The organism is Longimicrobium sp. (genome assembly GCF_036387355.1).
Lineage (GTDB): Bacteria > Gemmatimonadota > Gemmatimonadetes > Longimicrobiales > Longimicrobiaceae > Longimicrobium.
The window spans coordinates 1-11,944 of the sequence record NZ_DASVTX010000260.1 but is presented as its reverse complement, the minus strand read 5'-3'; the positions used below and the strand labels follow the sequence as shown (position 1 = coordinate 11,944).

At 71.0% G+C, this 11,944-nt stretch carries 13 protein-coding genes; 3 read left to right on the top strand and 10 right to left on the bottom strand.

Features of this window, described 5'->3' with window-relative positions:
• The 8 genes from VF665_RS11285 to VF665_RS11250 form a co-directional block, all read right to left on the bottom strand.
• Positions 1–456 (bottom strand): AAA family ATPase (locus tag VF665_RS11285; RefSeq protein WP_331053534.1); only part of this gene is annotated, 456 nt, incomplete at its 3' end.
• Between the two features lie 200 nt (positions 457–656).
• Entirely contained in the window at positions 657–2,045 is a 1,389-nt protein-coding gene (gene mgtE / locus VF665_RS11280; RefSeq protein WP_331053533.1) for a magnesium transporter, read from the bottom strand.
• 47 nt (positions 2,046–2,092) lie between these two features.
• Positions 2,093–2,542, bottom strand: a complete 450-nt coding sequence (gene ybeY / locus VF665_RS11275; RefSeq protein ID WP_331053532.1) for an rRNA maturation RNase YbeY — start codon at positions 2,540–2,542, stop codon at positions 2,093–2,095.
• Complete coding sequence (locus VF665_RS11270) at positions 2,535–4,820, bottom strand: HDIG domain-containing metalloprotein (RefSeq protein ID WP_331053531.1); 2,286 nt, start codon at positions 4,818–4,820, stop codon at positions 2,535–2,537. Before VF665_RS11270 ends, ybeY begins: the two co-directional genes overlap by 8 nt.
• Entirely contained in the window at positions 4,817–5,815 is a 999-nt protein-coding gene (locus VF665_RS11265) for a PhoH family protein (RefSeq protein WP_331053530.1), read from the bottom strand. The genes VF665_RS11270 and VF665_RS11265 overlap by 4 nt, the downstream gene beginning before the upstream one ends.
• Positions 5,816–6,096: 281 nt before the next feature.
• The gene (gene aspS / locus VF665_RS11260) at positions 6,097–7,965 is read right to left on the bottom strand and encodes an aspartate--tRNA ligase (RefSeq protein WP_331053529.1); all 1,869 of its coding nucleotides are present in this window, start codon (positions 7,963–7,965) and stop codon (positions 6,097–6,099) included.
• Positions 7,962–8,354, bottom strand: coding sequence for a VanZ family protein (locus tag VF665_RS11255; RefSeq protein WP_331053528.1), 393 nt, complete (start codon positions 8,352–8,354; stop codon positions 7,962–7,964). Before VF665_RS11255 ends, aspS begins: the two co-directional genes overlap by 4 nt.
• Positions 8,354–8,824 carry a PTS sugar transporter subunit IIA gene (locus VF665_RS11250; RefSeq protein ID WP_331053527.1) on the bottom strand — a complete coding sequence of 157 codons (471 nt, stop codon included), beginning with the start codon at positions 8,822–8,824 and terminating at the stop codon, positions 8,354–8,356. Before VF665_RS11250 ends, VF665_RS11255 begins: the two co-directional genes overlap by 1 nt.
• Before the next feature lie 159 nt (positions 8,825–8,983).
• Here VF665_RS11250 and rlmN point away from each other — a divergent pair, with 159 nt between their 5' ends.
• Entirely contained in the window at positions 8,984–10,090 is a 1,107-nt protein-coding gene (gene rlmN / locus VF665_RS11245) for a 23S rRNA (adenine(2503)-C(2))-methyltransferase RlmN (protein ID WP_331053526.1), read from the top strand.
• Between the two features lie 21 nt (positions 10,091–10,111).
• On the opposite strand, the gene VF665_RS11240 is transcribed toward rlmN, so the two are convergent.
• Both VF665_RS11240 and VF665_RS11235 read right to left on the bottom strand, forming a co-directional pair.
• Positions 10,112–10,357 (bottom strand): hypothetical protein, encoded by a 246-nt coding sequence (locus tag VF665_RS11240; protein WP_331053525.1) that lies wholly within the window; start codon positions 10,355–10,357, stop codon positions 10,112–10,114.
• Positions 10,357–10,638, bottom strand: a complete 282-nt coding sequence (locus VF665_RS11235; protein ID WP_331053524.1) for a hypothetical protein — start codon at positions 10,636–10,638, stop codon at positions 10,357–10,359. Before VF665_RS11235 ends, VF665_RS11240 begins: the two co-directional genes overlap by 1 nt.
• 45 nt (positions 10,639–10,683) lie before the next feature.
• Between VF665_RS11235 and VF665_RS11230 the strand changes: the two genes are divergently transcribed.
• Together VF665_RS11230 and VF665_RS11225 are read left to right on the top strand one after the other, a co-directional pair.
• The gene (locus tag VF665_RS11230) at positions 10,684–10,905 is read left to right on the top strand and encodes a hypothetical protein (RefSeq protein ID WP_331053523.1); all 222 of its coding nucleotides are present in this window, start codon (positions 10,684–10,686) and stop codon (positions 10,903–10,905) included.
• A gap of 133 nt (positions 10,906–11,038) precedes the next feature.
• The coding region (locus VF665_RS11225) for an RluA family pseudouridine synthase (RefSeq protein WP_331053522.1) at positions 11,039–11,944 on the top strand (906 nt) is incomplete at its 3' end.

Below are 11,944 nucleotides of genomic sequence, written 5' to 3'. Positions count from 1 at the left end.
GCCGTACGCGTCCAGAATGGCGCGCTGGTCGTCGCGCTTGAGCAGCGTCTGGTGTTCGTGCTGCCCGTGCAGGTCCACCAGCGCGCGCCCCAGTTCGCCCAGCACGGCCGCGGTGGTGGGCGATCCATTGACCCACGCACGGTTGCGCCCCTCGCGCGCCACCTCGCGCTTGAGCACCAGGACGCCGTCGTCGTCGGGGTCAATGCCGCGCTCCTCCAGCACGCGCGCCACGTCGTCGCGCCCGGCGACGTCGAACACGCCCTCTACCGAGGCGCGCTCCTCGCCGGCGCGCACGACGTCCGCCGACGCGCGCTCGCCCAGCAGGAGCGAGAGCGCGCCGACGATAATCGACTTGCCCGCGCCCGTTTCGCCGGTCAGCACGTTCAGCCCCGGCCCCAGGCGGACCGAGAGCCGGTCGATCAGCGCGAAGTTGCGGATCCGCAGCTCGGAAAGCATGAGCGAAGATACACCGAAAGGTGGACGGTGTTCAAGGGGGAAGGCACGGGGGAGTGCGTGAGTGCTGGGTGCGGGAGGGCGTGAGTGCCCAGTGCCCAGTGCCCAGTGCCCAGTGCTGAGTGCTGAGACGGGAGGGCGGGAGTGCGCTTCGGCGCTTCCCTATTCCCTATTCCTATTCCCTATTCCCTATTCCCTGCCCGTCACAGCAGCAGCCGCGACGCCAGCCCCAGCAGCAGAAAGAACCCGCACATGTCCGTAAACGTCGTCACAAAGATGGACGACGCCACCGCCGGGTCCACTCCCATCCGCTCCAGCACCGTGGGCACGAACGCGCCCGCAAAGCCGCCTACCGTAAGGTTCAGCAGCATGGCCATCAGCACCACCGCCGCCAGCAGCGGGTTGGTGTCCGTCGCCAGGCACAGCAGAAATGCGGCGCCGGAGGCGGCCAATCCGGTCGCCAGGCCGTTGGTGGCGCCCACCAGCAGCTCCTTGCCTACCACGTTCCACGGCGTGCCGCTGCGCTCGCTGCTGAGCGCCAGCCGCCGCACCGTTACGGCCAGCGCCTGCGTGCCCGCGTTGCCCCCCATCCCCGCGATCACCGGCATGCACACGGCCAGCAGCGATACCTTGCTCACCGTGTCCTCGAACAGGTAGACCACCGAGGCCGCGGCAAAGGCGGTGAGCAGGTTGATGAACAGCCAGGGGAGCCGCAGCCGCACCGCGTCGCGCCATCCGCCACGCACCTCTTCTTCGGCGGAGACGCTTACGAACTTGAACAGGTCTTCCGTGCTTTCCGCCTCGATGATGTCGATGACGTCGTCGAAAGTCACCCCGCCCAGCAGCCGCCCGCCCCCATCCACCACGGGAATGATGGTGAGGTTGTACTTGGAAACGACGCGCCCCACCTCTTCCTGGTCCGTCTCCGGCAGCACCACGGCGATGGGGTCCTGCACCAGCTCGCGCACCGCGGTGGACGGGTCGGCCGTCACCAGGGCGCGCAGCGACACCGTGCCCTGCAGCACCTCGCGCTCGTCCACCACGAAGACGATGCCGTAGAACTCGTCCATCTCGTGCGCCTGCCGGCGCACCTCGTCAATGGCCTGCGCCGCCGTCTGGTTCACCCGCAGCGTCACCAGCTCGGCGGTCATGATGCCGCCCGCCGACTCCTCGTCGTACGCCATCAGGTCGCGGATGTCGCCCGCGTCCTGCTGGGGAAGCGCGGCCAGCACGCGGTCGCGGTCCGCCGGCTCCATCTCGCCGATCATGTCGGCCGCGTCGTCGTCCGAAAGCTCGGCCACCACGGCGGCGATCTGCGCCGGGTCCAGCGCGGCCAGCGAGTCTTCCGGGTGCTCGTCGGGCTCCATCTCCGCCAGCGCGTCGGCAGCCAGCGCCGGGTCGTCCGGCGCCAGAAGCTGCAGCACGCGCACACGGTCGTCGTCGTCCAGCTGCTCCAGCAGGTCGGCCAGGTCGGACCCGTGCTGAATGCCGTCCAGGAACGTGCGCAGCTGCGCGTCGCTCCCCACTTCCAGCAGGTCGCGAAGCTCGTCGATGGGGTCCACGTCGTGGTCGGCGGCGGCGGTCGCCGTCATCAGGTCACCCGGTGGGGAGCGAGAAGGATCGGGATCGGGCGGGCGCCTCAACCGGCGCCCCGGGCCAGAAACTCGCGCAGCAGCGCCTCCTGGCGAACGAACATGTCGGAGCCGGCGCGGTCCGCGCCCTCGGGGTGCTCCCAGCCCAGCACGTGCAGCGTGCCATGGACGGCCAGGCGCAGCAGCTCCTCCGCCGGGTCCGCGCCCAGCTCGGCCGCCTGCCGCGCGGCCTGCGCCACGCCCAGGTACACGTCCCCCAGCGGCGGCTCGCCCTCCTCGTTCAGGTGGAACGAGATCACGTCCGTGACGTAGTCGTGGTCCAGCCACTCGCGGTTCATCTGCCGGATGGCGTCCTCATCCAGCAGCGCGACGGAAATCTCGGCCTCCGCCACCCCCTCCGCCCGCAGCACGTGGCGCACCGCGGCCTCGATGCGCGCCGGCTCCGCGGCGGGGTGCACCCCCTCGGCCACGCTGACGTCCACCTGGATCTCATCCATGCGCCGCTCCCTGGGGCTCCGCCGCCGGCTCGCGCGGCTCCTCCGCCTCCGCGCCGGCCGCGGGCGGGGCCGGGGGGTAGTCGAGGCGCTGATGATACATGCCGCCCAGCACCTTGGCGAGCACGTCGCGGGTGATGTGGATCTCCCGCAGCGTAAGCGGCGACTCGTCCAGCTGCCCCGCCGCGATCTTGGCGCTCACGATGCGGTCCACCAGCTCGCGGATCCGTTCGGGGGTGGGGTCGTGCAGCACCCGCGCGGCGGATTCCACCGAGTCCGCCATCATCACCACGGCGATCTCCCGCGTCTGCGGCTTGGGCCCGCCGTAGCTGAACTCCGACGGATTCAGCTTGGCGTCGGGATCCGCCCTGCGCGCCATCTCCATGAAGAACGAGATGGTCTGCGTGCCGTGGTGCTGGGCGATGAAGTCGCGTACCGTGCGGGGAAGGCGGTACTCCTGGGCCAGCCGCAGCCCCTCCACTACGTGGCTGCGCACCACGGACGCGCTGGTCGTGGGCTTCAGCCGGTCGTGCGGGTTGCGGCCGCGCGGCTGGTTTTCGATGAAGTACAGCGGCTTGGTGATCTTGCCGATGTCGTGGTAGTACACCCCCACGCGGGCCAGCAGCGCGTTGGCGCCAATGGCGTTGCACACCGCCTCCGCCAGGTTGGCGACGGAAATGGTGTGCGCGTACGTCCCCGGCGCTTCCAGCGAAAGCCGCTGCAGCAACGGATGTTTGGGATCCGCCAGCTCCATCAGCGTCTGGTTGGTAGTTACCCGGGTAAACCACTCCGCCAGCGGAAGAAAGCCCATGGCCAGCAGCGTGCTGCCGATGCCGTTCACCGCGCCCCAGGTGATTCCCCAGCCGATCTCCCCCGCCCCGCGCGACCGCATGAGCCCCACCGCGATCACACACATGGCGTACGCCGCCGCGATCAGCCCGATGAGCCCCCAGGCCTGAAAGCGGCGCTGCGCCATCCGCAGCCCGAACGCCGCCGCCGCCCCCGCCACCGCGGCCTCGAACGGCACCGTCATTCCCACGAACGGCTGCTGCCCGCCCAGCAGGAGGGCGAGGACGAGGGCGAGCACCAGCGCCAGCCGGCCGCCCCACAGCACCGCCGCCAGCAGCGTGGCGAAGGGGATGGGGATGAGCTCCGTGGGCAGCTCATAGTGCGCGATGGGCGACGAGATCCCCGCCACGGCCAGCACCAGCAGCCCCAGAAAGATGACGGAGCGATTGTCGTGGTAGATCATGGGGCGCACGATGAGCAGCAGCGCGCCCACGATGAGCAGCAGGAGCGCGTTGAACAGAATGCTGCCGAACGCGCGCGCGCCGGTGATCTCCGCCCCGCCCTCCGACGGCCGCGCCTGCAGCGCCGCCTGGTAGGCCCGCAGCCGCTGCACCTCGCGCTCGCCCACCTGCTCCCGCGCGCCCACGATGCGCTGGCCGGGCAGGATGCGCTCGCGCACCGAGTCCACCGCGGCGCCGGCCCGGGCGCGGGCGGCGGCGCTCAGCCGCTCGTTCTCCGCCAGGCTCGGGCGAAAGTAGCGGACGAGAAGGAGCCGCTGCAGTTCCGCAGCGTCCACCCCGGCGGACTCCGGAAGCCGGGCCTGCGCGGCGCGGTAGAACTGGTCCGCCGTGTACAGCGAGTCCGCCGAAAGCAGCCGCTCCCCGCCCGACAGGCCGCGGACCCGCACGGCGGAGACCCCCGCCAGCTCCGGCGACGACACGGCCACGCCGCGCGGCAGCAGCTCGCGGATGGCCGCCTCCGTGGCCCCCCGCAGCTCCGCGCGGCGCCCGGGGTCGGACAGCACCTCCAGCGCACCCAGCGTGGTGGGGACGCGCGCCCGGTCCAGCGCACCGCGCACCGCCTGCGCCTCCGCGCCCGGCGGGCTCTGCGCCAGCGCCGAATCCACCGAAGCAAAGAACTGCCCCAGCCCGGCCAGCAGCGTGTCGGCCGCGCCGGGCCGGTAGTCGAACACGGGGGGAACGCCGCGCGCGGCCTCGTCGCGCTCCCGCGCCAGCTCGTCCGGCAGCTTGGGGACGCTGAACGCCACCTGCGCCACCACGTCTTCGCGCGCCACCACGCCGCGCTCCATCACCGGAACGTCCGACGTCTGCGCCCCGGGAAAGAGCGCGTACACGCCGCCGGCCACGGCCAGGAGGAGCAGGAGCCTCAGGCCGTGGTGCAGGACGGCCGCCCATCCGGTGCGCCGGACGGGGGCCGCGGGTTCGCGGGGAACGGCGCGGCGCTCCGGGGGACGGTCCCCGTTCCCCTTCATGCCGGGGTGGGGTCCTCCGACGAGGATTCGCCCCGGGCGGCGTCGTACGCCTGGATGATGTCCTTGACCAGCCGGTGGCGGATCACGTCGGCCCCGCGCATGTACGAGAACGCGATCCCCTCGATCCCCTTGAGCACCGCCTCCACCTCCACCAGCCCCGAATCCTCGCGGCGCGGTAGGTCGATCTGCGTCTTGTCGCCCGTGATGACGGCCTTGCTGTTCATCCCCAGGCGGGTGAGGAACATCTTCATCTGCGCGCGCGTGGCGTTCTGCGCCTCGTCCAGGATCACGAAGGCGTCCTGCAGCGTGCGTCCGCGCATGTACGCCAGCGGCGCGATCTCAATGGACCGGCTCTCCATGGCGCGGCGCAGCCGGTCCGGCGGAATCATGTCTTCCAAGGCGTCGTACAGCGGGCGCAGGTACGGGTCGATTTTTTCCTGCAGGTCGCCGGGAAGAAAGCCCAGGTTCTCACCCGCTTCCACCGCCGGACGGGCCAGGATGATGCGCTTGACGCGCTTCTTGAACAGGGCGTCCACCGCCATCGCCACAGCCAGGTACGTCTTGCCCGTACCCGCCGGCCCGATGCCGATCACGACGTCGTTGTTCTCGATCGCCTCCAGGTACTTGGCCTGCCCCTCGCTCTTGGGGCTCACCGTCTTCTTGGGCCCGGGCACCGTCACCCGCCCGGCGGCGTCGGCCAGGCGCCGCACGCCGTCCTGCGAGCGCGACGCGTCCAGGTAGCGCGACACGTCGTCCACGCCGAACGGAACGCCGTTGCGGGCCATCTCCACCATGTGCTGGGCGACGGGAACGGCGCGCTCCACGTCGCGCAGGTCGCCGGAAAGCAGCAGGTGGTCGTCGCGCAGCATCACCCGCAGGTTGGCCACGCGGCCCAGTTCCAGCAGGTTGGCGTCGTTCACCCCGCTGAGCGCCAGCGGGTCGGCGCGGTCGGCGGGAATGCGGTGCTGCACGCTGTTGTTCGCGGTCTCAGGCATCGAACTCCGATCGTCGTTCTGGCTTCCAAGTCCATCCGTCGCACGGCGTCATCGCCCCGCGACCTGCTCATGCATCATCAGGCGCTCCGCCGCAGCAGCGCTCGGCGGACGAGGCACACGGCAGGCATCGACCCGGAGGCATTCCCCCCCCGGCGACGCACTCAGCACTCAGCACTCACGCACCCAGCACTCAGCGCTCACGCACTCCCGTCCGAACGCCGCAGGGGCGAGGAATCCCCCGCCCCTGCGTGACTGGTACACCTCTCGTGCCGCGGGGTGCGCTACTCGGCGGTGGCGCGCACCTGCACGTGCACCTCGCGAAGCTGCGCGTCGCCAATCACGGTGGGCGCGTTCTCGAACAGGGCGCGCGCCGATGTGGTCTTGGGGAAGGCCACCACGTCGCGCAGGCTGGGCATGCCGGCCAGCAGCATCACCAGCCGGTCGAAGCCGAAGGCGAATCCGGCGTGCGGCGGCGCGCCGTACCGGTACGCCTCCAGCAGGAACCCGAACTTGCCCTGCACCTCTTCGGCCGTCATTCCCAGGGCGGAAAACACCGCCTGCTGCACCGCGGGAATGTGGATGCGCACCGACCCGCTCGCCAGTTCGTTGCCGTTGTACACGGCGTCGTACGCGCGCGACCGCAGCCCCATGCCGTACAGCGCCCGCGCCGCCTCCCGCGACGGCGTTCCGTCGCGCGTGGCGTCCACGATGGCCTGCACCGCGTCGCCCTTGGGCATGCTGAACGGGTTGTGCGCGTACACCAGGCGGTCGTTCTCCGCGTCCCAGTCAAAGACGGGGAACTCGGTCACCCAGAGCCAGGCGTGCGCCCCGGCATCCACCAGGTCCAGCTTGCGCCCCAGGTGCCGGCGCAGCTCGTCCAGCGCGCCGTCCACCTCCGGCCCGGCCGCCTCGCCCTCGCCGCGGAACCAGCCCACCACGGCCACGAACAGGTCGCCGGCCTGCAGCTCGGCCGCCTGGTAGAACGCGGCGGCGCGCGCCTCGTCCAGCCCCTTGGCGAACTGCCCGGAAAGCCCCTCGTCGCCGCGCTTGACCCAGAGCGCGCCCGCCGCCCCGCCGCGCTTGGCGACTTCCTGCAGCTCGTCCAGCTCCTTGCGGGAAAGCCGCGCGCCGCCCGGAACGCGGATGCCCCGGATGCTCTGCCCGCTCTCCGCCGCCGCCTGAAAGATGCGGAAGTCGGCGCCCGACAGGACCTCGGTGACGTCGACGATGAACAGCGGGTTGCGCAGATCCGGCTTGTCGCTGCCGTAGCGGCGCAGCGCCTCGAAGTACGTCATCCGCGGAAACGGCGTCTGCAGCTCCACCCCGGACACCTCGCGGAAGATGGCCGCCATCAGCTGCTCGCCCGTGCGGAACACGTCTTCCTCGTCCACGAACGCCATTTCGGCGTCGATCTGCGTGAACTCCGGCTGGCGGTCGGCGCGCAGGTCCTCGTCGCGCAGGCAGCGCGCGATCTGAAAGTAGCGGTCGTACCCGCTCACCATCAGCAGCTGCTTGTAGATCTGCGGCGACTGCGGCAGCGCGTAGAACTCGCCCGGGTGCACCCGGCTGGGCACCAGAAAGTCCCGCGCCCCCTCGGGGGTGGGCTTGGTGAGCAGCGGCGTCTCGATTTCCAGAAAGCCCTGCTCCGAGAGGAACGCGCGCGTGGCCTGCGCGGCGCGGTGCCGGATGATGAGGCTGTGCTGCAGCGCGGGGCGGCGCAGGTCCAGGTAGCGGTAGCGCAGCCGCAGCTCCTCGGCCGGCAGCTCCTCGTCGGCGGCGTAGTCCACCTGGATGGGAAGCGGCTCCGACCGGCTCAGGACGGTGAGCGCGGCGCCGCGCACCTCCACGTCGCCCGTGGGGAGCGCGGCGTTGTGCTGGCCCTGCACGCGGGGAAACACGATCCCCTGCACCTGCACCACGTCCTCCGGCCCCAGGCGGCGCGCCTCGGCCAGCACCTCGGCGGGCGTCCACTCGGGGTCAAAGGACACCTGCACGATCCCCTCGCGGTCGCGCAGGTCCAGAAACACGATGGCGCCCAGGTCGCGGCGGCGGTGAACCCAGCCGGCCACGGTAATGGGGTTGCCGGCGTCGGCGGCGCGGAGCGAGCCGGCGGCGCGGGTGCGGTACGCGGTGGTGAACGGATCCGTCATGCGCGAAGAGAAGGGGCGCCCCGCCCCGCCGCGTCCGGAGACGGGTCGGCGGCACGGCGGCGCCAGCGTGTGTACAGGTAGACGGCGAAGCAGACGCCCAGCGCGTCGGCCACCCAGTCACGAATGTCGGACGAGCGCCCCGGCACAAAGCTTTGGTGGTACTCATCGGTCGCGGCGTACAGCACCCCCAGCAGCACCGCGACAGCGGGATGCAGCGCCGAGCGGTGCGCCGCAAAGGCCAGCAGCCCGCCCAGCACCGCGTACGCCAGAAAGTGCAGCACCTTGTCGGCGCCGGTGGCGCTGGGGATGGGCACCGTGCTGCGGCCGGACACCGAGTAGATGGCCACGGCCCAGGCCACGGCCGGCAGCCAGGCGAGCGCCCGCCGCATCAGAGCGATTCGGCCTCGGCCAGCAGCGCAACGAACTCGCCGGCGGTCTGCGCCGCCATGAGCCGCTCGCGAAAGCCGTCGCGGCGTACCATGCGCGAAATGCGCGACAGCGCCTTGACGTGCTGCCCGGCGGCGGCCTCCGGCCCCACCAGCAGAAACACCAGGTGCACCGGCTGCCCGTCCAGCGCGTCAAAGTCCACGGGGCCGCGGGTGACCCCCGCCGCCATCACCAGCTCCGGCACTGAATTGCTCTTGCCGTGCGGAATGGCGACGCCGCTCCCCACCCCGGTGCTCAGCAGCTCCTCGCGCTGGCGCACCGAGGCCAGGACGCCTTCGGAATCCGCCACCACGCCGGCGTCGTGCAGCACGGCGACCAGTTCCTGCAGGAGTTCCTGCTTGGAGGCGCCCCGCAGGGGCACGCGCACGCGTTCGGGAGTGAGCAGCTCGTTGAGCAGCACTGCAAGCCTCAAGGCCGGGAAACGGACAGGCCACGCCGTGAGCGTGGCCGGGGTGCGGAGCTTGCAAAAGCTAACGCTCGCGCCAAAAGCCGACAAGCACGCGGGGAACAAGGCGGCGCGTCGGGGGAACTACCCGGTTTGCACCGCGCCCAGCACCACGGAACGCCCGGAATGATCGCCACCGCACACCCCACGCCCGCCGCCGCCCGCCCCGACCTGGTGGGGCTGCTTCCCGAAGAAGCCGAGCCCGTGCTGCGCGAGCACTTCACGGGGCGCGGCCAGCCCGCGTACCGGGTGGGGCAGGTGCTGCGCTGGCTGTACGAGCGCGGCGCGGCCGGCTTTGCCGAAATGAGCGACCTTCCACAGGCCGAACGCGCCGCGCTGGCCGAGGCGTTCTCGTTCACCGCGCCCGAGCCGGCCAAGATCTCCCGCTCGGTAGACGGCACCGCCAAGCACCTGTGGCGCCTGGCCGACGGCGAGCTGATTGAATCGGTGCTCATTCCCACCCCCACGCGCCTGACGCTGTGCATCTCGTCGCAGGCGGGGTGCGCCATGGCGTGCACCTTCTGCGCCACGGGCTGGGCCGGGTACCGCCGCCAGCTCACCCCCGGCGAAATCGTGGCGCAGTTTCGCGGCGCGCGCCGGTGGGCCCAGGAGAACGGCTACGACGACATCACCAACATCGTGTTCATGGGCATGGGCGAGCCGCTCATGAACCCCAAGGCCGTGTTCCCCACCTTGGCCATTCTGAACCGCGGCTACAAGTTCGGCGCGCGCCGCATCACCATCAGCACGGTGGGCGTGGTGCCCGGCATTCTGCGCCTGGCCGAAATGCCGGAGCAGTACCGCCTGGCGGTGTCGCTGCACGCGCCCAACCACGAACTGCGCCAGAAGCTGATCCCGCTGGAAAAGAAGTACGACATCGACGAACTGCTCGAGGCGCTCCGCCGCTTTGACGCCGCGGGCGGAAAGCGGATCACCTTCGAGTACGTGATGATCGACGGCGTCACCGACCTTCCAGAGCTGGCCGACGAGCTGGCCCGGGTGATCCGCGAGTTCAACGCCTTTGTGAACCTGATCCCCTTCAACCCCATCCCGGGGACGGAGTGGAAGCCGAGCCGGCGTGCCCGCCTGGACCTGTTCGTGGACCGGCTGGGGCGGCACGGGATCAGCGCCGCCGTGCGCGAATCGCGCGGCAGCGACATCGCCGCCGCCTGCGGCCAGCTTCGCGCCGAGGTCACGCAGGGGCGCACGCCGGTGCAGATGGGCAGCCTCTGACCCGGCCCGCGCGCCCGCCCTTCAACTCGCGGCCGCAACGGCGAGGCTGCGGGCGCGCAGGATCTGGTTTTCCAGCTGCAGCACCAGCACCTCGCGCTCTTTTCGCTCCGCTTCCCGCACCTGCTGCACCTCCAGCGAGACCCGCTGCACCTCCAGCGACAGGTCGCGCACCTCGCGGCGGATCTCCCGGATTTCCTCGCGGTTCTGGCGCAGGTCTTCGGCCAGGCGCAGCAGGGTGCGGGTAACGTCGAGCACCTCCTTCCACATCAGGCGGCCCGCAGCGAATCGAGGATCTGCCGCGTTTCGCCGCGCAGGCGGTCGATCTCGCACTGGTCCTCATGCATGCGCGTGCGGATGACGCAGACGCGGGACAGGTTGTCGCGGACCTCCGCCTTGTAGTCGGGGGCGGAGCGCCGCGCCACGGGTTCGTCGAGCGCGTAGACGCCGAAGGGGATGGACGTTTCGCGGAGCCGCATGGTGCCGTACCCCGGAATGGTGGTGTACTCGCCGGGCACGGGGCGCGGCTCGTCGTCGTGGTTGCTGCTCATGGTGCCCTCTGTACGGTGCGGGAACGCGCCCGGCCTGCGGCGCACATGGACAATCTGAACGACCAGAATAAGCACGATTTTCCCCCGCCCGTCAAGGGTCTTGTCTTCGCATATCCCTTTACGCCACCTGCGTTTCAGAAGGCGAAAACCACCGGTTCGCGCGGTGTCGTTTCGCGAATTCCTCCCCACTTCTTTCCCGCCACCGCCGGAACGGATTTCCGCCGCCCCAAAGTTCGTTCCGATGGCGGAACGTCCAGCGCGGCATGACTCTCCACGCGTTCCGGCCGCCGCCGGAACGCGCGCCCGGCTCGCGCCGCTGCGGCGGACGGTCGTGCATCACGGTGCAGGCGCGTAGATTGACGGCGTTCCGCGTCACCATCCATCGCCTGAACGCCGCACCATGTCCCCGCCAGCCGAATCCGGGCGCAAGCCCCAGTGGGTCAAGCACACCGTGGCGCCGGAAGAGGCGGGCCGCACCCTGCAGCAGCTGCTCACGGAAACCCTGGGCATCTCCGGGCGCATGATCCAGCGCCTTACGCGCAGCAGGGGCGTGCAGGTGAACCGCAAGCCGGGGTGGCTGGCGGGCAAGGTCAAGGCGGGGGACCTGGTGGAGGTGCGGCTGGTGGTGGACGAGGAGCCGGGGCTCACGCCGGTGGAGATGGACCTGTCCATCGTGGCGGAGGACGCGGACCTGCTGGTGCTCGACAAGCCGCCCTTCGTCCTCGTCCACCCCACCTCGCCGGGGCAGGATCGCACGCTGGCGCACGGCGTGGCGTGGCACCTTCAGCGGCAGGGGATCCGGGCGCGGGTGCATCCCGTGCACCGCATTGACCGCGACACGTCGGGGCTGGTGCTGTTCGCGCGAACGGCGCACGCGCACCACAGGCTGGACCTGCAGCTGCGCGGGGGCGAGATCAGGCGCGAGTACCTGGCCCTCGTCGACGGCGTCGTGGCGCAGGACCTCGGCACCATCGACGCGCCGATCGCGCGCGACCCGCGAAACCCCACGCTGCGCGTCGTGCGGGCCAACGGCGAGGCGGCGGTGACGCGGTACGAGGTGGTGGAGCGCCATCCCGCCGCGACGCTGGTGCGCCTGGAGCTGGAGACGGGGCGAACGCACCAGATCCGCGTGCACATGCAGCACGCCGGGCACCCCGTGCTGGGCGACCGGCAGTACGGACGGCGGCGGACCGACCTGGTGAAGCGGCAGGCGCTGCACGCGGAGCGCCTGGCCTTTTCCCATCCCGCCACGGGTGAGCCGGTGGACCTGCGCGCCCCGCTCGCGCCGGACCTGCAGTCCGCCCTC